Here is a 26,387-nt window from a genome sequence, read left to right on the forward strand (position 1 = left end):
GTTGTAACAGTTATCTGTTTTACCTAATAGCCTTTTATAAGGTAATAGGTAAAACAGATTCTAGTTTTAAATTATTATCAAAAATATTTTCTAAAGCTGAGCTAATATTTATTTTTAAAAAAACTTTTGTATAGTTAGTCTGATCAACAGAAGTAGCTCCATAGATACAAACGTAATTTTCAATATTATTTATATAATTTATATCATATGGGTTTATAGCAGCTATATTTATAGTTTTTTTAGGAGCTAAAGATGTTAGATAACTATATCTTTGGTTATACTGCTTTAAATTCTCCGAAACTAAAATAATTATATCTGCTAAATTTATATCTTCTGGTAAATTATCGTCATTTATATTTTTAATTACGGTTCTAGCTTGAAGATTTTTTTGTTTTAGTAGTTGGCTTAAACATTCATGAAAATCTTTTAATCTCTCGCTATCAAAATCTATAATCAAAACAGTATCTTGATCTTTAAAATTGTATGGAATTAAACCATTATTCTTTAATATAGTAGTGCTTTGCTTAGAAATTTCATAAGCTATATTTTGATGCTTGATGGAGGCAACGATTTTATTAGCAAGATTAAGCTGTTGTTTAAAAGACATAGTTAGAATAAGATTTTGACTTATTTTAGTGGTCTTAAATTTAATTATTTTATTATATGCTGCATCTACAGCTTTAGCAAATTTTTCGTTTTTAAGGTATTCATTTTCTAACTCAACAAAGAGTTTCTCCAATTTATAAATATCGTTTTCACACCAAACTCGAGTTGGCATTAGTACTATATCTACACCAGCTAGTATAGCAAGTTTGGTAGCTTGTATTGGATCAAAATGAGTTGTTATAGCTTTCATATCCATAGCATCAGTAATTACTAGCCCAGTAAATCCAACATCTTCTTTTAGGAGTTCTGTGATTAGCTTATAAGATAATGTAGCTGGTGTATAAATTTCTTGATTATTGGATATAGATTTGTGCTTTGTATCATCAATAGTCGGAATACTAACGTGCGCTGACATCACCATTTCATATTCTTTGACAAGTTGTCTAAATGGATATAATTCTATTTTTTCTAATTCACTTAGATTTTTATTTAATATTACATTACCAATATGACTGTCTAAAGCAGTATCTCCATGGCCTGGGAAGTGTTTCACACAATTAACTATATTGGCATCAGCCAAACCTTTTATACTTTCTCTGGCGTATTTGGTAACTATTTCAGGATCATCAGAATACGATCTAACCCCTATAATAGGATTATCTTTATTTGAGTTGACATCAATAACTGGAGCGAAATTAATATTAATACCCAAGCTATATAGTTCGTCTCCAAGTATTTTAGACATTTGATAAGAGTTTGTTGGATTGTTTGTCGCAGCTATAGCCATATTACCACAGCCACTAGTTCCCTGAATTAGTCTGTGAACTCTTCCACCTTCTTGATCTGTAGCAAAAAATAGGGGTGTTTTAATATTATTTTGCAAACTCCTAAGTAAAGAGATAGTTTGGTGGTTATTTTGTATATTTTCTTTAAAAAGAATAAAGCCACCTAAGTTATAGTCTTTAAAAAGTTTACAAACAGTCTGGTTTGCTTCAATAAAAGGAATTGGCTTTTTATTTAGATCTTCACCCCAATAGCGAAAATCCATCATAAAAAGTTGACCTAGTTTAGTTCTAATAGACATATGTTATTTAACTTCGAATGTTTAATTTTTAATTTACATACCAGCACCATGGCTAACTAATATTTTTTGTCCAGTTAAGGCATTTGTTTTAAATCCTGCCAAAAATATAGCAGTATCAGCAATGTCTTGGACAGTAGTAAACTCACCATCAACAGTATTACCAAGCATGATATTTTTTATAACTTCTTCTTCTGATATATTTAGTTCTTTTGCTTGCTCTGGAATTTGTTTTTCAACAAGTGGAGTCAAAACAAAGCCTGGAGCAATTAGATTGGAAGAAATATTATGTTCAGCACCTTCTTTTGCTAAAGCTCGAACAAATCCTAATTGAGCATGTTTAGCCGCTACATACGCTGCCTTATTTTTAGATGCTAACACTGAATGGATTGAACCTATAACTATAACTCTACCACCTGTTTTTAACTTTATCATGTGTCTCATAGCTTCTTGGGTTACCAGTAGTGTACCTGTCATATGTATTTCAAATATCTTTTTCCAAGCTGATACATCAAAATCAACTATTGGTGAAATAATCTGTATACCAGCATTATTAATAACAGTATCTATACGACCAAATTTATCAATAATTTGGTAAATGCCTTTTTTGACTTGTTCTTGGCTTGTCACATCCATTTCTACAGCTAAAGTATCGACATGGTTTTGTTGAGCTAGCTCTTTTGCTACATCTTGGGATTTTTGTAGATCTAAATCAGCGATTACTACTTTAGCTTCTTGTTTGGCAAATTCTTTAGCCATTCCTAAGCCTAACCCTGAGGCTGCTCCTGTTATCAAAACTACTTTATTTTTTACAGACATTTCTATTTCCTTATTTATTTTAAATAATCAAATACCACTTCACCAAAACCCAATGTAACGTCAGCTATCATATGAGAGCCTTTAAGTATTTTTTTAACCGGTAAGTGATTAAGTCCAGCTAAAGCGTGATTGAATATCTGTAGATCAGCAGGACCAGTCCAAGCTCCTTTGACAGTCACATCTTTTAGGTGATATCTTACTAGTTGACAAATACTTACATCACGACCATTTACATGAGGAATAGTTTTAAGTAAGAAGTTAGGAGTTTCTTCTAAGGATTTCCTAATTTGTTCTTTATCTAACTCATTATACTTGTATCCCATAGTTCCAAATGCTACTTGGACACTATTATATTTTACGCTACCTAATAATGTATCTGAATCTACCGTTAGAGTAGGGTGAGCATACTTTTTTGGAAACCCCCAAATTTCTCTACCAGCTGCTATTGAAGGCAGATTGTCTAAAAGCATAATATGAGAATATAAACCTCTTTTACCTTCGTACTCAACTTCGATTAATTGTCCAGCTTCATTAAAACTACCGAATCCGTTTGAATCATGCATTTTCATAAACTCAAATTTTACTAAACCAGTAGGTTTTAGGGGTTTCGGTACAAACTGCCCAAGTGTTTCAATCTCTGATTGATAGTCGATTATAAAATACTCTCTATTTGTGAATTTATAGTCAATTCTATTTGCTGTAGGAGATACCATGGGCATAGAAAATACATTTTTCTTTACATCTTCTATTTTCATCTAATTTAGATCCAAATTTTTGTTGTTATCATCTAGATTATAATAGAAAAGCTGAATAATTACTTATAAATAATTAAGCTGTTTTGAGTTAAAGGCGTATAAATTTTTGTCACAAACTGCTTAGATAATTTAGCTACTTCGGCAAAGCATAAAGCTACTAGTAAAGTTAAAAGAGCTGTTAAAAACCATGAAAGTATCACCCCCACTCCAGCAGTCTGATAACCATAATATGGAGAAAATAACCAGCCACTACCTATCATCCCACCAGTTGATATAAAAAGCAATTTCTGGTACAAGTAAGATTTTAATTCTAGTATTATTGTAAACATGTAAAATACAATTAATTTCATATAATGAGTCAAGATAAAATATTTTCAATCCCAAAAATAATCCTACATGATCATTTAGATGGTGGTCTAAGAGCTAGTACAGTTATCAATATCGCTAGTGAGCAAAATATTGATTTGCCATACCAAAATCCCAAAGAACTTTCTAATTGGTTTTACGAAGAGTTTTCTTCAAAAAATTTTGAAAGATGTTTTAAAGCATTTGACCTATCGTGTGCAGTAATGCAAACTGAGGATGCTATAGAAAGAGTAGCTTTTGAATTTGCAGAAGATCATGCTTTACAAAATGTTATTTATGCTGAAGCTAGGTTTTGTCCTTATTTCCATAGAATAAAAGGGCTATCTTATAATCAAATTGTAGAAAGTATAATTAAAGGATTTAAAAAAGCTAAAAAAAAATACTCTATCGAAACAGGAATATTAGTTTGTGGTATGTATCATTTAGATGATAAAATTAATCTTGAATTAGCAAAACTTTGTACAGAATACAACGAAGTAGTTGGCTTTGATTTTGCAGGTATGGATATTAATGGTAGTTTATCTAAGACCCAAAAGCAGACTCTAGAATTTCTAAATAAAAACAACATAAAAATTACAGCACATAGTGGTGAGTTTTCGACTATTGAAAATATAGTAGATGCTGTAAAAAGTGGAGCAACAAGAATAGGTCATGCTTGTAATTTATTTGCTACAGAAGATCAGCAATTACTTGAAAACACTATCAAATTACTTATAGAAAAACACATTCATATTGAATCAAATATTACTAGTAATATTGTTTTGGGTTTCATAGAAAGTTTTGAAGTTCATCCATTTAAAAAGATGTTTGATAAGGGTATGAGTATAGCCTTAAACACGGATGATCGTCTGATGATGAAAAATTTAACAATAACCGATGAATATACAATGGCATATCAAAAAACTAATTTATCATTGGATGATATTGTTACTATGAATATAAACGCAGCAAAAGCAGCTTTTACAGATAGGCAAACTAAAGAAAAACTTATTGAAAAAATAAACTTATACATTACTAGATAAAATTTAATATACGGGAACTTAGATTATGAAAAAATTGTCAACTTTAGCTATTGTTTTTATATCAACTGGTGGGATGATAGGTAGTGGCTGGTTATTTTCTCCATATTATGGTTATCAGACTGCTGGAGTGGGGGTGATACTTTCATGGTTTTTAACAGCTCTTTTAACTTTACTAGTAGCTTTATGCTTTGCCGAAGTAGCTTCTATGTTACCGATTGTTTCTGGCGCTATGCGTTTTTTAAGGATCACACACTCGCAAACTTTAGGATTTTTATTTGTGGTATTGGGGTGGATTAGCTATCTTGTATATCTGCCTTTAGAAGCACAATCAGTTGTTCAATATCTAGGTTTTTGGTTTCCTAGCTTAGTTAATAGTAACTCTAGCGGTGTATTTTTGTCACACTATGGTGTTATTGTAGCTTTTTTTATTATGTTAGGAGTTACATATCTAAATACATATCAGCTTAAAAATGTAGCTAAAGTTAATTCTATAGTAAGTATGTGGAAGATATTTTTACCAATAGCAATAGCTGTTGGTATGCTAGCTGTATACGGATCTTTTGACAATTATCATGTTAATAGTGCTAATATAAGCGTAAATTTTGAACATATACTTCTAGCGATAACAGGATCTGGCCTTGCTTTTGCGTTTTCTGGATTCCAAAATGGACTAATTATTGCAAACTCTGCTAGAAACCCTAAGCTAGCAATTCCATTGTCTTTATTTGCGCCTGTAGTTGTTGGTTTAATAATGTACTTGTCTTTATCTTTATTATTTATATTTTGTGTGCCAGGGCAAGTAGATAATTTTAATACTAGTGTGGCTCCTTTGTTAGGTCTTTTAAGCTTATTTGGTTTACATATTGTATATACCATTTTGTTTATAGACGCTATGGTAGCCCCTTTGGGCACAGCTAACGTATTTACAGCTGTAACAGGAAGAATACTCCAGGCTTTTGGTATAGAATTTTTTAGAAAGTCTATTTTGACGAAGTTAAATAAAAGTTCAGTACCTGTTTTTTGTATCTGGATTAATTTCTTTGTAGGGCTAGTATTTTTATTTCAGTTTCCTACATGGACTCAGTTAGTTACATTTTTATCATCATTAGTATTGTTTAGTTGCTTATCAGGTCCAGTGGTTTTAATCATTTTTAGAAATAACTTTCCAAATTTAGAAAGAAAATTCAAGCTACCATTTTATAAACTGTTTGGTTATTTAGGATTTATATCATGCTCTTATTTCATTTATTGGTCGGGTACATCTAACCTTATGTATTTAGCGATACTTATAGTTTTAGTATGCATATTCTATTGGTTAGTTTTTATGCTAAATAGCTTTTTACAAATACTAAAACAAACTTGGTTTGTGTGTTTGTATATAGTTTCATTATGGCTAATTTCATACTTTCATGAGTTAAATATCATAGCGTTTCCATACGATAATTTATTAGTAGCTATAATTGGTGTTGTATTTTTAAAGATATTTATTGTAACTCAAGCGTCATCTGAGTCTATTCAAGAAAATGTTAACAATATTATGTTTGAGATTAAGAATTTGCAAAGTAATTAATCATCTATTTTTATCAGCAAAAGCTAATTACAATTTTCGCTCTTTTAGGCTAAAATATGCGTTAGTATTCCTTTTTTATATAATGTAATGACAGATATACATAAACATAAAATTCTTATTTTAGATTTTGGTTCTCAATATACTCAACTTATCGCTCGTAGAGTTAGAGAAGCAGGGGTTTTCTGTGAAATTTTTCCTCATGATATAGATGCTGAGTTTATTAAACCGTATGGCGCTAAGGGTATTATCTTATCTGGAGGCCCAGAGTCAGTATATGATTCTGATGCTAAAGCTTCAAATATAGTTTTTGAGTTAGGAATTCCTGTCCTTGGGATATGCTATGGTATGCAAACTATGGTTATGCAACATGGTGGCGAAGTCAAAGGAGCAGATCAAAGTGAGTTTGGAAAAGCTATTATAAATATTTTAAACTCCAATAATAATATCTTTTCTAACTTAAATAATGAACAATTAGTTTGGATGAGCCATAGTGATAAAGTCACTAATACAGGCGAGCATTTTGAGATTATTGCCTCATCTATTAATGCTCCAGTAGCTGCGATCGCACATAAATCAAAGCCTTTTTATGGGGTGCAATTTCATCCTGAGACCACACACACAGAAAATGGAAAACAAATAATAGAAAATTTTGTAGTTAATATCTGTAAGTGTGACAAACTTTGGAACATTGAAAATATTATCGAAAATGATATTGCACAAATTAAAGAAAAAGTTGGTTCTGATAAGGTAATATTAGGTTTATCTGGTGGAGTTGATTCATCAGTAGTTGCAGCAATACTTCATAAAGCTATTGGCAATCAACTTACATGTATATTTGTAGATACTGGATTGCTTCGTTTAAATGAGGGTGACCAGGTAATGAAAGTGTTTGCTGATAACATGGATATTAACGTTATCCGTATTAATGCAAAAGACAGATTTCTAAATGAGCTTAAAGGAGTTTCTGATCCAGAGCAAAAACGTAAGATTATAGGTAAGCTTTTTGTTGATATTTTTGATGAAGAAGCTACAAAGATTGAAAACGCTAAATGGCTTGCACAAGGCACAATTTATAGTGATGTTATCGAATCAGCTGGGAATAATAAATCTAAAGCTCATATTATTAAATCTCATCATAATGTCGGTGGCTTGCCTAAAGAAATGAAATTAAAGCTTTTGGAGCCTTTAAGAGAACTTTTTAAGGATGAGGTTCGTAAGCTAGGTTTAGGTTTAGGATTACCTTATGAGATGTTATACAGACATCCTTTTCCTGGTCCAGGTTTAGGAGTACGTATATTAGGTGAAGTTAAAAAAGAATATGTAGAGATTTTGCAAAAAGCAGATGCTATATTTACAGTAGAACTATATAATCATGGTTTATATCATGATATCTCCCAAGCTTTTGGGGTGTTTTTGCCTATTAAGTCAGTAGGAGTTGTTGGAGACCAACGAAGGTACGAGTATATTATAGCTCTAAGAGCTGTTGTGAGTATTGATTTTATGACTGCCACATGGGCAAACTTACCATATGATTTTTTATCATTAGTTTCTAACAGAATAGTAAATGAAGTAAAGCAAGTATCTCGTGTAGTATATGATGTTACGGGTAAACCACCCGGAACAATAGAGTGGGAATAAGAATGTTAATATTAAAAGGTTAATAACATTAAAATACATATTCTCATATTCTCTAACTAAATAAAAGATTTTAAAAATTATGTCAAAATACAATTTGTTAGATAAGATAAATACACCTGCTGATCTTAAACTTCTTTCAGAAAATCAGCTTAAAGATTTATCGTCAGAATTAAGAAATTTTCTTATTGATACATTAGATGTAAGTGGGGGGCATTTTGCTAGTAGTTTAGGCGCTGCTGAGCTTACGGTTGCTTTGCATTATATTTATAACGCACCTTATGATAATATAGTTTGGGATGTTGGTCATCAGACTTATATTCATAAGATTTTAACAGGTAGAAAAAATCAATTAGTGACTATCAAAAAAGATGGTGGAATATCTGGTTTTCCAAAGCGTTCAGAGAGTGAATATGACACTTTTGGGGTAGGACACTCAAGTACATCAATTAGTGCAGCTCTTGGTATGGCTATAGCGGACAGACTTAAAAATAAACTCTCAAAAACGGTAGCAATAATCGGTGATGGCGCTATAACAGGAGGTATGGCGTTTGAAGCTTTGAATCATGCTGGAGGAATTAAAGAAGATATTTTAGTAGTTTTAAATGATAATGAAATGTCAATATCTGATAATGTAGGTGGCTTGTCCGCGCATTTTAGCAGGATAATTTCTGGAGAGTTTTATAACTCTATACGTGAAAAAGGTAAAGAAGTTTTAAAAAATATTCCACCTATGTTTGAACTAGTTAAAAAAATAGAAACCCAAACTAAAGGGATGTTTGTTCCAGCAAATTTTTTCGAAGATTTAGGGTTTTATTATGTTGGTCCGATAGATGGTCATGATATTCATGAATTAGTCAAAACTTTAAAAGTCTTAAATAACCATAAAGGTCCTAAGCTTTTACATGTGGTAACTAAAAAAGGCAAAGGATATACAAAAGCAGAGTCTGATCCTATTAAATTTCACCACGTTGCTCCAAGTTTTCATACAGGGGATAGTATCACTAAAATATCTAAACCAACTTTTTCCAATATTTTTGGTTCTTGGATATGCCAAAAAGCAGCTAAAGATAATCGTTTAGTTGGTATCACACCAGCCATGAAAGAAGGTTCTGACTTAATAAGATTTTCACAACAATATCCTGATAGATATTTCGACGTTGCCATAGCTGAACAGCATGCAGTTACTTTTGCAGCTGGCCTTGCTTGTCAAGGCTTAAAACCAGTAGTTGCTATTTACTCAACTTTTCTTCAAAGAGCATATGATCAGGTTATTCATGACGTGGCATTGCAAAATTTAGATGTTTTATATGCTGTCGATAGAGCAGGCTTAGTAGGTGCTGATGGTGCTACACATGATGGTAGTTTTGATCTTAGTTTTATGCGCTGTATACCAAATCATATAATTATGACTCCAAGCGATGAAAATGAGGCTTATCACATGTTGGAGCTTGGATATCAATATACTGGTCCTGCTATGGTTCGTTATCCACGAGGAGCTGGAGTAGGTGCTGAAATTACAGAAAATCTAGAGTTGGAAATTGGTAAGGCAAAAATTATAAAACTCGGATCAAAAGTAGCAATTTTAAATTTTGGCACCTTATTACCTATAGCTGTAGAAGTAGCAAATAAATATGATGCTACAGTTGTTGATATGCGCTTTGTTAAACCTTTAGATGAAAAAATGGTTACTGATATTTGCAAAGCTCATCAAATAGTTATAACTTTGGAAGAAAACTCTATTGCTGGTGGAGCTGGTTCTGCTGTAAATGAATATATTTTAGCCAATGATTTACATAAAGATACAACAGTTAGAAACTTTGGTTTGAAAGATAAATTCTTACATCATGGAACAAAAGACTTACTTTTAGAAGATAGTGATATTTCTAGCACAAAAATTTCTGAAGAAATAGTAAGGATACTAAAGCTTTAGTCGAAAACTAAAAAAGTAATAATACATAAGGAAAATAAGCTAAGACAGTTACTTAGATAATAGTTTATTTAGTTTAGATGCCTTTAGAAATATTCGCCACGCCGTCTTTTTGGTATGCATGATAAACTTCTAATCCAAGTTTCCTTCTGATATGACTAAAAGAAAAATATCCACGAATAGATTTCTCACCTTTTGTGTCTTCCTCGTATACAACTATGTGATGGTAGCTAGAGTTAATCAAAGTATTTAGGATATGCCCTATTTTTGTGTCTTTTATAAGTGAGTAAGGAATAGTATTTACTTCAGATATACGAAGTTTTATATCATCTGCGGCTAATTCTGTTATTTTTGCACCTGTTTCTTGAGCTGTTTTTTGTAAAGCTGTACTTTCAAGATAATGAAGACCAATAGTTCCAGTTACTTGGTTATCAGAGTTTATAACCAATATAAAATCCTTATGGTGGTCAAAAAGTTTTTGTTTTACTTCTTGTAAAGATGCATCTCCTGATACAGTTAGGGCTTTGTGTTCTTTAAAGTCTCTAAACACACTTATAGCAGGACTGTCTAAATATAGTAGTTTGCTAGCTTCATCATTAAAATAGCTGATAGCTTTTGTTTCAAAATGAGATAATTCAATAATTTTAAATTCCTTTAGATCCACTAGTTTCTCCTAGTATTAAAGTAAGTTGAGATGTGTACTTGGAATTTTAGACAAAACATTTATATTTTTCAAAGCATATTGGATATTTATTTACATATCTTTAAGAAAGATAAGCCAAATAAAAGTGTTATAATAAATTCACATGCCTATATTTTGTAACGTTTAAAAATATGATTGAAACAGATAGAATAATTTCTGCAAACTCTATTCAAAGTAGTGATGAAAAAACTATTGATAGAGCTATAAGACCAAAAACTCTAGCAGATTATGAAGGTCAGCCTAATGTTCGTGAGCAGATGGAAATTTTTATTCAAGCTGCTAAAAGTCGTAATGATGCGCTTGATCATACACTTATATTTGGACCACCTGGGCTAGGTAAGACTACACTTTCAAATATTATAGCAAATGAGATGGGTGTTGAGCTTAAGCAAACTAGTGGCCCTGTATTAGAGAAGGCTGGTGATCTGGCAGCTTTACTTACAAATTTAGAAGAAAACGATGTTTTATTTATAGATGAGATTCATCGTTTAAGCCCAGTGATAGAAGAAATCTTATATCCAGCAATGGAAGATTATCAACTTGATATTATGATAGGTGAGGGTCCTGCTGCTAGATCTATCAAAATTGATTTACCTGCATTTACTTTAGTCGGCGCTACAACAAGAGCTGGGCTTTTGACTTCGCCACTTAGAGATAGGTTCGGCATTATTCAACGCTTGGAGTTTTATTCTATAGATGATCTGTCAAAAATCGTTTATCGTTCAGCTAAGCTTTTAGATTTAGATATTACAGAAGATGGTGCCAGAGAAATTGCAAAACGTTCACGTGGTACGCCAAGAATAGCAAATAGATTATTACGACGAGTAAGAGATTATGCTCAAGTAAAAGCCTCTGGTAAAATAACTTTAGAAATAGCTGATAAAGCTTTAACTATGTTAAAAGTTGATCCAGTAGGTTTTGATCACATGGATCATAAATATTTACTTACACTAATGGAAAAATTTGGAGGAGGACCTGTAGGTTTAGATACTATGGCAGCTGCTTTAAGTGAAGAAAAAGGAACTATAGAAGATGTTATAGAACCATATTTAATTCAACAAGGTTATATAATGAGAACAGCTAGAGGTAGGATAGCAACACTTTTAGCTTATAATCACTTTAAATTAAAAATACCAGATAACTTAAACTCACAACAGCAACCTGATTTATCTATCTAATTGTAGTTGATGGTATTTAGCCATTAGTTAAACATTTCTATAATTAATAAATTTAATTATTTTATGATATATTTATTTTAGTTTTAATTTTAAAGCATATAAATCATATGAATTGCCTAAATTGTGGTAAGTATCTTGCTATAAATAGCAAATTTTGTCATACATGTAAGATAGAATTGCCTAAAATAGATAAACAACATCAAAACTGGATTAAAGATAGTAAAGCCCCTGAATGCCAACTGTGTGGAGTAAGATTTACTTTCACCAATAGACACCATCACTGTAGAAACTGTGGTGCTAATGTATGTAATAGCTGTTCATCTAATCGTATATTTCTTCCAGCAAGAGAAAATAAGCAAAGTAGAGTCTGTAAAAATTGTTATCCAGAAATTGCAAAAATACAGACAAAAATCCAAAATCTAGTAAAAAATATTTATAAAGGGTTTTGTTGTATAACTAGTCCTCCACAAGGTGAATTTCCAGGGTTAATGTACTATGATAAAATAAAAAACGCGATAGTACTTAAACCTTCAGATAAAGACTTGTATTCTGATAAAGAGCGATATGAATTACTATATGGATATAGAAAAGAAGGTTCTTATTACGTGTATGATATTTTAGGAAGGAAACTTTATAGAAAAACATCAGACATTGTCACATATGATTTTGATATGTTCCAAGGTAAAGCAGTAAAAAAACAGCCTAATTCCACAAAAATTAAAAAAGGAACACTACTTGAAGTAGATAATACAAATTTATATCTTGCGAAAGATCGTAAAGCTGCATACGCTTGGAGCCAATATGCAGATAATCTCAATTTAAAGAAGACGTTTAATACACTTGAAGTCAACAATAGCTGTAAACTAATTGATGATTTCATTTTAGAAAATGAATATCAAAACTTCTCATTTAAACACATCATTGATGTATCAGGTACTGATGATATACACGTATCATCAGAAGTAATAACATATAAATTACTAAATGAATTCGAATTAAAAGAAGAAATAGAAAATCTTAAAGCACAAACTTTAAAGTGCGATCATCTCCAAAAGCAAAGAGTAGTAGATAACAATTTCAAACAAAAATTCATATGCTTAGAATGTGGCCTGGGTGTTTAAACTACATTTTTTAAATAATTTACCTTGCTAGAGCATTTGTTTCACATAAAATACAAAGATGCTTATAATGTACAAAAAAGGACTCCGTTTATGAGAGATGTTTAATGGTAGGTGATAAAATCATGTTTTTTTAGTTTAGCTATAATATTTTTTATCGTTTTATTAGCTGGGTTAATCTCTGTTACTGGCGGTAATGGATTAATTATAATGCCTTCTTTACTTATGTTTGGTTATGATATTAAAGAAATAATGCTATTAGTAAGAGCAAGTGCAGTTGTATTTGTCTTTTATAATGTCGTTGGGATGATAGCAGATAAAAATAAAATATCATTTAAAAAACAAGACTTAATAATAACTATAACAACTTGTGCAAGTGTTTTACTCAGTATTACTTTTTTATCAAGTTTAGATAATATCACTTTACTTTTTTTAATAAGTTTAATCCTTATAGGACTTTTCTTTTTGGTAATTTTTAAAACTAAGTTGGAGAGGTTTTCAACTTTTTTTATAGTAATATTACCTATTTTTTCGGGAATTTGCTGCAGTGTAATAGGTGGTGCTGGCCTAATAATAAATATATTGTATTTATTATTAGGTGTAGATCATGTTACAGCTGTTCAAAAAAGGTTAGTTCCATCCTTAATAGTTCAGACATTTGCATTCTTAGTATTTTTAAACCAAGGTATACAAATTAACTATAGTTTAATGATTGTAATAATAATAGCTACAGCAATTTCTGGTTATTTAAGTATGAGGATATTTCTAAATTTAAATCCAATAACTAGTAAAATATTATTCTACAGTAGCTTTGTCTTTGCAATTAGTAATTTATTAAAAAGTGCTATAGAAGGGATACTCGACAACTATGGACTAGCTTGGACAGACATTTTTTATGTTATGTTTGATTGGTTGAAAACTTATTAGATAATATTTTTATTTTACCAGTTAATTTTTTTCTTAGGGACCCATTTATCTAAAAGAGCTTTATACTTTACTTCTAGAGCCTCCTTAGGAGGTAGCTCTGGTAGTTTTGAGTATAAATCAGCTTTTTGAAAAGCTTTTAGCAAAGGTAATAATAACCAGTCTTTTTCATTGGCTAACTCTTGGTAGGCTAAGCCACCTGTTTGTGGTGTATGCCAAGGATAAAAAGAATGATAACGAAGTATATATAAGCCTTCATAAGGTATATCACTACCTTGTTCAAAGACTTTATAGATATATTCATCATGTCCAAAACTCATATGCACTTTATCAAAACCACATTGCCTTTTATAAATACCATAATAAAACTCTGTCTCTGTATAGTATTTATTATAGTCTTCGGAATCTTTAAAAAACTCTTTGTCAGAAAATACATTAGCCTTAGCAAAAGGACATGCTACAGGATAAGTATCTCCAACAGTAGACCATTGTGGAAGCTTACCATATTCAGGTAATGTCATAATTTTTCCTAAATCATGAATAAAACCTACTAGTGGTAACCATGACCAATCTGTAATGTGGCTATATAAATTCGTTAGAGTTTCTTTTTGAGTATAGAAATTTTGCCATTCTTTAGGCAAGCTTTGCCACTCATGATCACGAAATAATGATTTAATCATAGCATTTTCTCTAAGTTCAGTATCATTTTTTAGAAGCTTATTTTGGCAGGCTTCTGCTGTTTGATAAGCATGCTCTATTTGTGGTAAGTCATTATCTGGATCACTTTCATCATGGACATTTTCTAGTAATTTAAAAATCCCATAAACATCCATCTTACCTAACTGAAGTTTGAAATACTTGTTTTTCAGTTGTTGAACATAATCTAGAGACTGATTAGTATGCATCTCTTTGTAGGTTCTTTCTACTCTATCTTGAAATTTACTATCTGTATAGTTGCGAAACTCACCAAATGTATTTTTTTCTACTGCTTGAATCATAACTATCCCCCTTAAATTGTTTTTGTAGATTATGATTTTATTTACATTATTTATACTAGTAGTCCGGTCTTCCTAAATATTTGGTTGGTACACCTTTATTTAAATTATCTTCTATAGTTTCAAGAGATACTCCTTTTGTTTCAGGAACAAAAAAGTATGTAATTACAAATGCCAGCGTAGCTATACAAGCATACATACTAAATGTAAATGAAACTCCTAAAGCTGTCAATATAGTTAAGAAAGTTGCGGCAACAACAAAATTAGCTAACCACTGTATTGAAGCCACAAAACTCATAGCTGAGCCACGAACATTTAAGGGGAATATCTCTGATATAATTAACCAAAATAACGAACCTACGCTTATACAGTAACCAACTACGTATATCAATAAGCACACTAAAGCTAAAACTGATGTTACTCCAGAAGAGGTATCTTTTAATAAATAAATCATACTAAATAAACTTACTGCTGCCATAGCTGAACCTATCAATAAAAACCTTCTTCTGCCTAATCTATCTATAAACATAATCGTCACAATAGTAGCTATAAAATTAACTAATCCTAAAGCTAGAGTCATCAGCATTTTAGTTTCAGCACCTTCAAAACCTATATTAGACATTATATAGGGTCCATAATACATAACTGTATTTATACCAAAAAACTGTTGGAAAATACCAAGAGCTAAACCTATATAAAGCACAGGACGTACTTTTTTATCAAAAATAGCGGAAAATTTTGTTTTTACTGATTTTTCTAAATTGTGTTGTATTGCCTTTAACTCCCGTAAAACATCATCTTCAGTTTCTCGAATTTTTGCTAAAGTCTCACGAGCTTCATGTTTTCTACCTTGAGAAAATAGCCATTTTGGAGAATACGGCATAAAGCACATACCTACAAACAACAAAATTGCTGGAATTAAACCAGTAGCTATCATTATACGCCAATCACCACTAGCTGTAAGTAAATAGTTAACTACAAAAGCAATTACTTGACCACCTGTTAAAAACGCTCCATTCCAAAGTACAAGAGAGCCTCTTTTAGATGCTGGAGCAACTTCTGCAATGAATAATGGTACTGCATACGAAGCTACACCAATCGCAGATCCTAACATAAAGCGTCCTAAAACTAAAAACCCAATATTAGGAGCTAAAGCTGCTATTAAAGTACCTATTATAAAAAGTAAGCTAGTGGCGATCATTGCTTTTTTGCGACCAAATTTATCAGTAAAGTAACCACTAGTAAGAGCCCCAAAAAAAGCTCCTAAAACACAGAAGCTAACAACCATTTCTATTTGCCAGTGTTCAGCTATAAATTCCTTTTGGATAAAAGGTGTAGCTCCTGCAATAATTGAAGTATCAAAACCAAATAGTAGTCCTCCGATAGCAGCTACCGCTACTACAATAACTACATAAAATTTAGTAGAAGTAGATTTCTGATTATTCACTATTTTACTCCTCATATGACACCATTATATATTTAAATTAAAAATTTTAATGGATTGTGTATATGTTAAATCATAAGCTACATTTAAAGCATCAGCTTTTGATAACCTTCCTAACACAACCATTTCAGCCAGGTAATTAGCGTCTACGCGCCTAGCTACATCATGTCTAACAGGTATTGACAGTAGGGCTCGTGTATCATCGATAAAACCGCAACAGTTATAAAAACCTGCTGTTTCTGTAACAGCATATCTAAATCTTTTCATACCCTCTGCTGAGTCATTAAACCACCATGGCGGACCCAAAAACACACTTGGATAATGCCCAGCTAGTGGAGCCAGCTCACGAGTATAAGTAGATTCATCCATAGTAAATAATACTGTTTTAAAATTATGGTTATTACCTACTTTACTTAAAAGAGGGTACAAGCCATTTACATAATCACATTTAATTGGAATGTCACATCCTTTATCATTGCCAAATTTTCTATGGATATGAGGATTATGGTTTCTAAATACACCAGCATGAATTTGCATTACCAATCCATCGTCCGTTGCCATTTTGGCCATTTCTGTAAGCATTTGGCCACTAAAGATTCTTTTTTCTTTATCAGAAGCTACATTCGTTAGTATTTTTTTAAATAAACTTTTACATTTAGATTTATCTAAATCGTATGTTTTAGGTATACTAACACCATGATCTGAAGCTGTTGCTCCATTAGCTTTAAAAAATTCTCTTCGTTCTCTTAAAACCCTAAGGAAATCCTCATATGAGGCTATTTCTGTATTTAACTTTTTGGCTAATTTTTTAATGTTTTTATGCACAGTATGTAGCTCAGGATTTGTAACAGTATCTGGACGAAAAGTTGGTATGATCTTACAATCAAACCCAGAGTTAGCTATATTTCTATGAGATTGAAGGTCATCGTCAACATTGTCAGTAGTAGCTATAACTTTTATGTTAAATCTTTTACATATTTCTCTAGGTAAAAATTCTTTTTGTTTTAAACAATTATTTATATGTTCATATAGCTCATCAGCTGTTTCTGGGGTTAAAGTTTTATCGTAGCCAAAAACATTTTTAAGTTGAGCATCAAACCATAGTCCGACCTGAGTCGCTCTAAACAAATACCAATTTTTGGCAACTTCTTGCCATATCTTCTTAGGATCTGTTTCTACTGGTTTATCATCTTTATGAGAGATACCAAAATCTTCTAATTTAAGCCCTTGAGAATAAAACATTCTAAAAATATAATGATCAGGCTTTATAAGTAATTCTACAGGATTTTCAAAAGGTTTATTTTCATCAAACCAAACTGGATCGGTGTGTCCATGTGGACTAATTATTGGTAAATCCTTAACATGTTGATAAATTTCAAGTGCAATTTCTCTTGTTTGTTTATCAATAGGCATTAATATGTTGTCACTAAACATTGTTTGCTCCTGATTATATTAATGATGAACTTCCTATAGCTATAACATTCTCTTGATTAAGATATTTATCTTTATTGGTTATATTAATTCCACCAGAAGCACAAAATTTAACTTGGGGAAAAACAGCCTGGTAATTTCTTAGGAGATTTATTCCACCAGCTACTTCAGCAGGAAAGAATTTTATGACATTAAATCTATATTCTAGGATAGTCATTATTTCAAAAGCTGTAACGCCTCCGGGTAAATAAGGAAGATTATGATCTCTAGCGAATTTTAGCATTTCTATAGTTACCCCAGGAGAAACTAAGAAATCTGCGCCTAAAAATGAGCATTTTCTCAATTGCTCTAAAGTTGTAATAGTTCCAATACCTATAGTTAAATCTTGATTATTCTCAATAACTTCCTTAATAACTTCTAATGCATTAGGTGTTCTAAGAGTAAATTCAACGATTTTTATATTTTTATTACGAAGCTTATATAAAATATTATATGCTTCATCTACTGTATTAACAGCAACTACAGGTATTAAAGGATTTTTTTCTAATAAATTAGTTAATTGCATTCAAGGCTCCTTTAGAGTTTTTAAATAGATATCTGTATATTTTTTGTCTATTATAGCTCCATGATGTTGTATGATTTCAGCAGCAAAGCTTTGTGCAAATTTGACACTATTTTGTATATCTATATTACGATCAAGCCCAGCTAAAAAGGCTGCATTAAAGCTATCACCCGCTGCAGTTGTATCTATAGGTTTAATCATATCTGTATCTACTAATATTATCTCACTATTAGCTGAAACAACAGTAGATTTAGCACCTCGTTTAATTATAATAGTTTCAATGCCAGCTTTATTATATCTAGTTAAAGTCTGCTGATAGTCTGTATCATCAAATAATAACTGTTCATCCTCAAAAGTAGTTATAACTATAGTTAAGTATTTAAGGATTTTTTTTAAGTAAATTTTAGCTTGATCTTTTGATTGCCAGCATTTTGGACGATAGTTTAAATCAAAGATAATTTTTTTATTAGAATCTGCATTTTTAAACTCTTTTAACCAACTAATAAAAATTTCCAATTGGCTTTCGTCCCACCTTGATAACGAAATTCCAGAGAAATACAGATATTGGTAATTGTTAATGTAACTATTTAACTGATCTTTTGTAATATTATAAAAAAGTTGTTTTATTGGTGCCTGCTCTCTCCAGTAATAAAAATTTCTTTCTCCAAAATTATCTGTCTGGATAGCATATAGACCAGGTACTGTATTTTTAAGTCTTAAGACTGTGGATGTATCGATATTTTCACTTTGCCATTGGTTTATCATTTGAGTAGAAAAGTCATCGTCACCTAAAGCTGTAAGAAAAGAAACTTTTCCATCTAATCTAGCATAATAAAGAGCAGTGTTTAAGACATCTCCGCCAAAGTTTAGTTTAGCTTGTGAACCTAGCTGAATTTTACCACTAAGCTCTAGCATGCATTCACCAATAGCTAGTAATTTATTTCTCATTTTCTAACTCTTTTTTAACAGCATATGCAACACCACGTACTTCTGCAAGACCTTTCATTCGCCCAATACATGAGTATCCAGGATTTGTTTTCTTATCCAAATCACTTAACATTTGTTGACCATGATCTGGACGCATATATATAGGATTAGAATCTCTTTCAATTTTAAGAATTTCTTTTATTAAAGCATACATATCAGTATTACCACATAAATGCTCAGCCTCGCAAAAGCTACGACTACATTGATCAAGAGATACATTTCTTAAATGGGTAAAGTAAATTCTTCTACCTATTTTTTTAGCCATAAGTGGCAAATCATTATCCCATCTAGAGCCTAGAGATCCTGCACAAAAGGTTATACCATTAGCCATAGATGGTATAGCCTTAAACAGCCAGTCATAATCTTCTATAGTACTAATAATTCTAGGTAAACCAAACAACTCAAATGGCGGATCATCAGGGTGGATTGCAAGCTTAGCTCCAACTTCTTCAGCAACAGGTATAACTCTTTCTAGGAAATATACTAAGTTTTCACGTAGTTTTGCTTTATCAATATTTTTATATTCATCAAGTGCTATTTGAAACTGTTCTAAAGAGAAGCTTTCTTCAGCACCCGGTAAACCAGCGATAATATTTTTTGTAAGTGTCTCAACTTCATTTTGGGTCATGTTTTCAAAATATGCTTTAGCTTGAGATACTATTTCTGGTTTATAATCTTTATTAGCATCTTTTCTTTTTAAAATATGAATATCAAAAGCAGCAAAAGCAACTTCATTAAAAGATAAGGTTTTTGCACCAGTAGTAGTTTGTTTACTTAAATCTGTACGTGTCCAATCCAGAATAGGCATGAAGTTGTATATTACTAGTTTAATACCGCATTTAGCTAAATTAAGAATACTCTGGCAGTAATTTTCTATGTACTTATCACGAGTAACTTTACCTTTTTTAATATCTTCATGAACTGGTATACTTTCAACAACTGACCAGATTAAGTTCGTTTTACCTAGTTTAGACGAGTTTTCTACCTCAGATTGTCTTTTTTTAATTTCATCAATAGACCAAACTTGACCATTAGGAATGTGATGTAAGGCAGTTACAATATCTGTAACACCAGTTTGCATAATATCTTCAATACATACAGGGTCGTTTGGACCGAACCATCTCCATGACTCTATCATTTTATACCTCTAAATTTAAATGTTTTTAATTACTTGTAATACGCCTTTTGAGCTAATTTCTTTTGTATAATAAATTACTTTTTCTACCAATATTTTATTATTGGAAAGCTCTTTTGAGAATATTTCTTCAAGTCCAATAAATTCATTAACTATCTTTTCAATAGTACTATTATTTTGATAAATTTGTATATATTTATCTTGTAATGGATCAGATATTTCAATGCTTTCAGCTATTTCATTTTTGCCAGAATTAAACAATATCCATCCAGCTAAACCTATTACTATAACATCAAAGTTGTGACCGTTCTCAATCAATTTTTCCAAAGTGCCTAACCACCGTTGAGGAATCTTTTTAGAACCATCCATGGCTATTTGTTCAGTTTTGTGTTTTAGATATGGATTAGCAAAGCGAAGTAATAATTTATTAGCATATTCTAAAGTTGAAACATTTTCAGGTAAACCATCTACTAATGGTGCTGCTACTTCTAACATATATTTTTTAATAAAATTATAAAATTCAGACTTAGCGATAACCTCATCAACAGTTTTAAACCCAGCATATGTTCCTAAATAAGCAATTAAACTATGGCTACCATTTAACATAGTAAGTTTGAGTTTTTCAAAAGGTTCTATATCTTTTACAAATTCAACTCCTATTTTTTCTAGAGTAGGGCGTCCATTAGCAAATGTATCTTCAATTACCCACTGAGAAAATTCTTCTGTAGCAACAGTAGACAAGTCTTGTTGTCCAATCATGTTAGCAATCTTTTCAATAGTTTGATCAGTTGCGGCAGGAACTATTCTATCTACCATTGAACTAGGAAAACTACAGTTATTTTTTATCCAACTGGCCAAATTTTTATCTATTTTATTTGAAAAATCTAATATAGTTTGTTTAAGGATTTTACCATTATTAGGCATATTGTCACAACTAAGTAAAGTTATAGGCTGACCATTTTCTTGCCAACGTTTATACAAACCAGCAACGGTAATACCTATAGCTGTTTTAGGTACATTAAAATTTTTAAGGTCATAAATAATATCTGGGTTTTCAAGATTTAGTTTTTGTGTAGATAAATCTACGTAATAACCTTTTTCAGTTACTGTGTAAGTTATTATTTTTATTTCTTTAGAGCTGATTTCATCTATAAGTCGTTGTGATTGACCATTACCAGCAAAATAAACTTCTTTTAAGGCTCCAATGATTTTATTGCTAGTACCGTTTTCATCATTAGTCGAAAGGGTATACATACAATCATTTAAGCTAAGGTTATCAATAAGTTTTTTATTGCTCCTAATAGTTCCACTAATATAACCCCAGTTAAGAGCATCTTTATCGTTAGAATTAAGTAGTTTATCTACATAGTATACCTGGTGAGCTCTATGAAAAGCACCTATTCCGATATGTAATATTCCTATCTTTAGTTGAGATCTATTATAATTAGGCAGATCACAGTTTTGTAGTTTCTCTAGATCAAGCATTACAGTTTAAACCCTTATCCATATTTATAATTTCTGGCTTTGAGACTCTAAATTTCTCATGACTAGTATAATGCCACTCTACATTTAGTTTACCATTATTAATTTCAAGTTGAATAGTTATGACACCATTTTCACTTGCTAAATATCCATTTATTTTTTTGCTATTACAGTAGATGATTGTTAGATTAGTACTGGTATTAAAGCATTTCTTTGCTGAGGCGTATAATCCTTGGCAAAGATGGATTAATAAAAATATGAATAGGTTATATCAGACAATTTATTCCTAAAAGCATTGATTTTAATAACGTCTCTCATTACTACATTAGAAAATTGCAAATTAACTTGAATAATAAAACTAAAAAATGTTTAATTTGTTTAACTCCTAATGAGGTTCATTTTGAAATCAATATAAACGTTGAGGGTACAATCTAGCTAGCAAAATCAGGTGTAGGAGGAGAATCTAACAAATTAACGTTGTAAGTTACAATAAAAATGGGTGAAATGGTTTTATATGAAATTAGTATTTATGGTATATCCATGTGATGTAGAACAAGCTTCTAAAAAATCAGATTTTGATTTAGAAAATGAAAAAATTAAAAGAGATTTTAATTTGCAAGTTAAAACTTTAGGAAATTACGAATACAAGTTAAATAAACAAACTAATGAAGATCGGTTAGGAATGTGGTTTAGTGCTAATAGCCTAGATATGTGTAAAAAGAAAATCGATGAGTTTATAGAGGTAAACAAATCTAAACTTTTTGAAAAAAAAGGGCTTACATACTCTTTAAAAAAAATAGATATAAGTGTGATATTTGTGGGTCATGGTTTGCCTACTAAACGCACTATGTCCTTTTTTAATGAAAGAATAGACTGGGATGTTATAGGTAGAATGTTAAGCTACATATTATCATTAGGAGGTAATAGAATTGCCTCACTTGATGATGGAAAAAATAGTGTGAAATTTTTACATTGTTTTGGTGCAGCTCCTAGAATGACAGAAAGTCTATTTAACAATAGTGATAGTAAAATGAAAAAATATGTTAAAAACGATTTCCCTGGCGAAGTACCTATTTATGAATTTATATTTCCATATATTGATGGAATCAAGATTAAAATAACAAGTTTTTTTCAGCAGCCATTATTAACTCAAATACAAGTAAGTTTTCAGCTCAAGGAATATATGGCTTTTACGAAGAAAAAAATATTAAACCTTTAATTTGTAATGTAGATGAAAATAAAAATATCACTTTTTTATATGGCAAAAAACAAATATCTAAGCTAGATACAGAAGATATTAATAATCTCTCTATAATGATGCGACCACTAGAAAAATATTTCGAAGTTAATTTTGAAGCGATATATAATAACAAAACTCATAGTGACTTAGTAAAAATGTGGGAAAAAATAATTAACTATATTTCTTTAGGAGAATTTAGACTAGCTATGACCCTTGTTCAAAACCTAAATGACATGATTTATACAAAGCAAATTTAGGATCGGTATAGTTTGTTACTCTTTATTGGTCTTCACTACAAAAAAATAAGATTTTTATTAAATTTTATAAAAGCATAACGTAAATAAAATATAATTATTTAAAAAGTTTTAAAAAAATAATTTGCAGAACATGTTTTAACACAATTAGAGCCATATAATTTTAACTTGCAACAGTCACATTTTATAAACTTGTTTATTTTTAGTTTAAAACCACAGACCACAGTGATAAAATGTTATAATCAAAATTACTTAAAATTAGATATATAAAAATTATGATAAATATTAAGAAACAAAATCCTTTTTTCCTTTTATGTTTTTTCGAATTTTTTGAAAGATTTGGCTATTATGGCTTTAGCTACACAGCTATCTTATTTTTTATGAGTGAAAATAGTTTTAATTTTACAGAAAAAAATGCTGTTTTATTATTTGGTGGTTTTGCATCCTTAACGTATGTTTTTAATGCTATAGGTGGTTACGTTGCAGATAAAGTTTTCGGCATAAAAAAAACTATGTTTTTAGGCGCTATATTCCTTTTAGTGGGGTACTTTAGTTTAGCTCTTAGTCCTTTTATACAAAGTATAAGTAGTTATATATATGTCAGTTTAGCATGTATTATAGTTGGTTCATCGTTGTTTAAACCAGCACCTACGAACTTAATATCTAGAATATATATAGATAAAAGAAAACTAGATTCTGTATACACATACTTTTATATGTCTATAAATATGGGCTCATTGTCTGCTTCTTTATTAGTTCCTATTTTGGCTACAAACTACGGATATACAGTGGCCTATAGTGTTTGTTCAATAGGTTTTGCAATAGGGATCCTAAATAGCTTAGTTAGTTACTCAAGTATCAAAAATATTGACAATGAAATAGGCTTAAAAGGTGTAAGCATACTTAAAACGGTAATTATAATATTTGTTTTCATATTTGCAGTTGCTGGGCTTAGTATTGTTTTACAAACAAACGATACGATAAATTATATACTATGGTTTGGTGCTGGGCTTATTTTTGGAGTTTTTGCATTTCAAATATATGTAGAAAAAGACCCTAGCTCTAGAAAGAAAATCATAGCTGCTATTATACTTTTAATCTATGCTGTACTTTTCTTTATGATTTACCAGCAAAAATCGACTTCTTTCTTTTTATTTAATGTACATCACGTTAATTTAAATCTTTTTGGTTACACAATTAATCCACAAACAATACCTGGAGTTTTAAATACGGTAGGTATTATAATTTTATCTCCAATATTAGCTTTTGTTTACACTAGGTTAGGAAATAAAGATTTAACTTTACCCTTAAAGTTTGCTTTGGGCATTTTACTTTGTGGGTTTGCTTATGGAAGTATGTTTTTAGCTTGTGTGGTTAATGATCCAACTGCAAAAGTAAGTATACTTTGGGAAGTTTTAGCAATAACGATATTTTTCTCATCTGGAGAGCTATTGATATCTGCTTTAGGTTTGTCTTTGATGGCTAAATTATTACCAAAAAGAATTACAGGATTCGCAATGGGAACTTGGTTCATAACTTCAGCTATTGGTATAAAAATAGGTACAACTGTAGCTCAAGCTGTTACAACTGGTATAAAATACGATACTAAGACAGGATTTTCAACTCAAGTAACTATAGAAAGTTTCTATAGATATAAGGAGTTATTTGGATACGTGTCATTAATAGCTATAGTTTTTGCAATAATTGCTTTTTTAATTGGTAAAAAACTTAATAAAATGATTTTAGAATAAAACGGGTGAACAACAAAATATCTAAATTTCATTAAACTAAAGTCACAAGTTCTTCTGAACTAGTAGGATGGATGGCTATAGTATCATCAAAATCACGTTTAGTTGCACCCATATTAATAGCTACAGCAAAACCTTGTAACATTTCATCAACGTTTAGGCCGATCATGTGGCAACCAACAACTTTTTCATTTTCACCAATTACAACTAGCTTCATCACTGTAGGCATTCTATGACCAGATATTGCACAATACAGTGGTGTAAAACGGCTTTTATAAACTTTTACATTATCATCACCATATTTTTCTTTAGCATCTTTTTCAGATAGACCAACCGTACCAATAGCCGGATGAGAAAATATAACTGTTGGAATATATTCCAGCTTAGGTTTTAGATTTTCTTCACCATTAAAAAGTCTACGTGCTAACCTACGACCACAAGCAATTGCCACAGGAGTTAGCTGAGCACCACCGGAAGCATCTCCTAGAGAATATACTCCTTTTACATTTGTCTCTTGCCATTCATTAGCTGGAATTACACCTTTATCTGTAATTTTAATATCAGTATTTTCAATACCTACATTATGAGTATTAGGCGCACGACCAATTGCCCATATTAGAGTGTCAACATTTTCTAAAACATCACCTTTATCTGTGGTTATTTTTAAAGTGTCACTAGTTTTTTCAACCTTAGTGATATTTGCATGGTTCATAAGCTTTAAACCAGTCATTTCCATACACTCAACTAGAGTATTACTAATATCATCATCAAAATCCATTAAGGGTTTCTCTCTGCGTACTATCACAGTTGTATCTGTACCATGAGCATTTAGCACCCCAGCAATCTCAATGCCAATATAGCCACCACCCACAATCACAGCTTTTTTAGGAGTATCTTTTAATTCAAAAAATTCATCAGAAGTAATACCAAATTCAGACCCCGGTATATTTTTAGGCACAATAGGGTAAGCACCTGGTGAGATGAAGATATTATCAGCCGTTAGCTCTGTACCATCATCTAGTACGACAGTTTTGTTATCTTTAAACTTACCCCAATTATTAAAATGAGCGATATTCCATTTATTTAATAACCTGTCATAGAAACCATGAATATTACCGATATATTTAGCTCTTTTTTCTTTCAAGGTAGTCCAATTAAAGCCTTTAACTTCAACATCAAAACCGTAGCCAGCAACATCATGCTTTAATTGCTCAGCAAGCATACCACCATACCACATAGCTTTTTTAGGTACACAGCCTCTATTTACACAAGTGCCGCCAAGCTCACGCTTTTCTATAATTGCAACTTTTTTTCCAAATTTAGCAGCTTGCACAGCAGAAGCTATACCACCTGAGCCACCACCTAAACTTATTACATCAAAGTGATTGTTTTTCATCTTTTT

Annotated in this window: 21 protein-coding genes and 2 pseudogenes; 10 read left to right on the forward strand and 13 right to left on the reverse strand. The window is 31.0% G+C overall.

What is annotated here, in order from left to right; all coding sequences use genetic code 11:
* Positions 1-34: 34 nt before the first annotated feature.
* The 4 genes and pseudogenes from SD28_RS05140 to SD28_RS05155 form a co-directional block, all read right to left on the reverse strand.
* Positions 35-1,690, reverse strand: a complete 1,656-nt coding sequence (locus SD28_RS05140) for a glycoside hydrolase family 3 protein (protein WP_039124772.1) — start codon at positions 1,688-1,690, stop codon at positions 35-37.
* Between the two features lie 33 nt (positions 1,691-1,723).
* Positions 1,724-2,506 carry a 3-hydroxybutyrate dehydrogenase gene (locus tag SD28_RS05145; protein WP_039124774.1) on the reverse strand — a complete coding sequence of 261 codons (783 nt, stop codon included), beginning with the start codon at positions 2,504-2,506 and terminating at the stop codon, positions 1,724-1,726.
* 14 nt (positions 2,507-2,520) lie between these two features.
* Positions 2,521-3,261 (reverse strand): acetoacetate decarboxylase, encoded by a 741-nt coding sequence (locus SD28_RS05150; protein ID WP_039124776.1) that lies wholly within the window; start codon positions 3,259-3,261, stop codon positions 2,521-2,523.
* Positions 3,262-3,386: 125 nt separating this feature from the next.
* Positions 3,387-3,590: pseudogene (locus SD28_RS05155) on the reverse strand (APC family permease); the annotation flags it as partial.
* A gap of 24 nt (positions 3,591-3,614) precedes the next feature.
* Here SD28_RS05155 and add point away from each other — a divergent pair.
* The 4 genes from add to dxs all read left to right on the forward strand — a co-directional run bounded on the left by add (position 3,615) and on the right by dxs (position 9,787).
* Positions 3,615-4,649 carry an adenosine deaminase gene (add, locus tag SD28_RS05160; protein ID WP_039124781.1) on the forward strand — a complete coding sequence of 345 codons (1,035 nt, stop codon included), beginning with the start codon at positions 3,615-3,617 and terminating at the stop codon, positions 4,647-4,649.
* A gap of 25 nt (positions 4,650-4,674) precedes the next feature.
* Positions 4,675-6,219, forward strand: a complete 1,545-nt coding sequence (locus SD28_RS05165; RefSeq protein WP_039124783.1) for an APC family permease — start codon at positions 4,675-4,677, stop codon at positions 6,217-6,219.
* 87 nt (positions 6,220-6,306) lie between these two features.
* Positions 6,307-7,857 (forward strand): glutamine-hydrolyzing GMP synthase, encoded by a 1,551-nt coding sequence (guaA, locus tag SD28_RS05170; protein ID WP_039124784.1) that lies wholly within the window; start codon positions 6,307-6,309, stop codon positions 7,855-7,857.
* 79 nt (positions 7,858-7,936) lie between these two features.
* Positions 7,937-9,787: a 1-deoxy-D-xylulose-5-phosphate synthase gene (gene dxs, locus SD28_RS05175; RefSeq protein ID WP_039124786.1), complete on the forward strand. Its 1,851-nt coding sequence runs from the start codon at positions 7,937-7,939 to the stop codon at positions 9,785-9,787.
* Between the two features lie 73 nt (positions 9,788-9,860).
* Here the strand turns inward: dxs and SD28_RS05180 are convergent, their stop codons facing one another.
* Positions 9,861-10,448 carry a CBS domain-containing protein gene (locus SD28_RS05180; RefSeq protein ID WP_039124788.1) on the reverse strand — a complete coding sequence of 196 codons (588 nt, stop codon included), beginning with the start codon at positions 10,446-10,448 and terminating at the stop codon, positions 9,861-9,863.
* Between the two features lie 170 nt (positions 10,449-10,618).
* Between SD28_RS05180 and ruvB the strand changes: the two genes are divergently transcribed.
* The 3 genes from ruvB to SD28_RS05195 all read left to right on the forward strand — a co-directional run bounded on the left by ruvB (position 10,619) and on the right by SD28_RS05195 (position 13,710).
* Positions 10,619-11,665: a Holliday junction branch migration DNA helicase RuvB gene (gene ruvB / locus SD28_RS05185; protein WP_039124789.1), complete on the forward strand. Its 1,047-nt coding sequence runs from the start codon at positions 10,619-10,621 to the stop codon at positions 11,663-11,665.
* Positions 11,666-11,772: 107 nt separating this feature from the next.
* The gene (locus tag SD28_RS05190) at positions 11,773-12,786 is read left to right on the forward strand and encodes an FYVE zinc finger domain-containing protein (RefSeq protein ID WP_039124790.1); all 1,014 of its coding nucleotides are present in this window, start codon (positions 11,773-11,775) and stop codon (positions 12,784-12,786) included.
* Between the two features lie 111 nt (positions 12,787-12,897).
* On the forward strand, positions 12,898-13,710 hold the full coding sequence (locus tag SD28_RS05195) for a TSUP family transporter (protein ID WP_039124791.1): 813 nt from the start codon (positions 12,898-12,900) through the stop codon (positions 13,708-13,710).
* A gap of 14 nt (positions 13,711-13,724) precedes the next feature.
* Here the strand turns inward: SD28_RS05195 and SD28_RS05200 are convergent, their stop codons facing one another.
* From SD28_RS05200 to SD28_RS05230, 7 genes are read right to left on the reverse strand one after another with little or no spacing between them, the layout of a single operon-like run.
* Positions 13,725-14,705, reverse strand: a complete 981-nt coding sequence (locus SD28_RS05200) for an inositol oxygenase family protein (RefSeq protein WP_039124793.1) — start codon at positions 14,703-14,705, stop codon at positions 13,725-13,727.
* A gap of 55 nt (positions 14,706-14,760) precedes the next feature.
* Positions 14,761-16,149 (reverse strand): sugar porter family MFS transporter, encoded by a 1,389-nt coding sequence (locus SD28_RS05205; protein WP_039124794.1) that lies wholly within the window; start codon positions 16,147-16,149, stop codon positions 14,761-14,763.
* A 24-nt stretch (positions 16,150-16,173) separates the two neighbouring features.
* Positions 16,174-17,580 (reverse strand): glucuronate isomerase, encoded by a 1,407-nt coding sequence (uxaC, locus tag SD28_RS05210; RefSeq protein WP_039124797.1) that lies wholly within the window; start codon positions 17,578-17,580, stop codon positions 16,174-16,176.
* A gap of 13 nt (positions 17,581-17,593) precedes the next feature.
* Positions 17,594-18,142 carry a bifunctional 4-hydroxy-2-oxoglutarate aldolase/2-dehydro-3-deoxy-phosphogluconate aldolase gene (locus tag SD28_RS05215; protein ID WP_039124799.1) on the reverse strand — a complete coding sequence of 183 codons (549 nt, stop codon included), beginning with the start codon at positions 18,140-18,142 and terminating at the stop codon, positions 17,594-17,596.
* The gene (locus SD28_RS05220) at positions 18,143-19,087 is read right to left on the reverse strand and encodes a sugar kinase (RefSeq protein ID WP_039124801.1); all 945 of its coding nucleotides are present in this window, start codon (positions 19,085-19,087) and stop codon (positions 18,143-18,145) included.
* On the reverse strand, positions 19,077-20,264 hold the full coding sequence (gene uxuA, locus SD28_RS05225) for a mannonate dehydratase (protein WP_039124803.1): 1,188 nt from the start codon (positions 20,262-20,264) through the stop codon (positions 19,077-19,079). Before uxuA ends, SD28_RS05220 begins: the two co-directional genes overlap by 11 nt.
* A 15-nt stretch (positions 20,265-20,279) precedes the next feature.
* Positions 20,280-21,746, reverse strand: coding sequence for a mannitol dehydrogenase family protein (locus SD28_RS05230; protein ID WP_039124805.1), 1,467 nt, complete (start codon positions 21,744-21,746; stop codon positions 20,280-20,282).
* 197 nt (positions 21,747-21,943) lie between these two features.
* Between SD28_RS05230 and SD28_RS08305 the strand changes: the two are divergent.
* From SD28_RS08305 to SD28_RS05245, 3 genes and pseudogenes are all read left to right on the forward strand, one after another.
* Positions 21,944-22,178 (forward strand): annotated as a pseudogene (locus SD28_RS08305) (IS30 family transposase); the annotation flags it as partial.
* A 79-nt stretch (positions 22,179-22,257) separates the two neighbouring features.
* Positions 22,258-22,962 carry a hypothetical protein gene (locus SD28_RS05235; RefSeq protein ID WP_039124807.1) on the forward strand — a complete coding sequence of 235 codons (705 nt, stop codon included), beginning with the start codon at positions 22,258-22,260 and terminating at the stop codon, positions 22,960-22,962.
* A gap of 550 nt (positions 22,963-23,512) precedes the next feature.
* Complete coding sequence (locus SD28_RS05245) at positions 23,513-24,988, forward strand: peptide MFS transporter (RefSeq protein ID WP_039124812.1); 1,476 nt, start codon at positions 23,513-23,515, stop codon at positions 24,986-24,988.
* A gap of 31 nt (positions 24,989-25,019) precedes the next feature.
* Here the strand turns inward: SD28_RS05245 and gorA are convergent, their stop codons facing one another.
* A complete protein-coding gene (gene gorA, locus SD28_RS05250) occupies positions 25,020-26,381 on the reverse strand; it encodes a glutathione-disulfide reductase (RefSeq protein ID WP_039124814.1) in 1,362 nt (453 codons plus the stop codon).
* Positions 26,382-26,387: the final 6 nt, after the last annotated feature.

The organism is Allofrancisella guangzhouensis, from assembly GCF_000815225.1.
In the GTDB taxonomy this organism is placed as follows: Bacteria; Pseudomonadota; Gammaproteobacteria; order Francisellales; family Francisellaceae; genus Francisella; species Francisella guangzhouensis.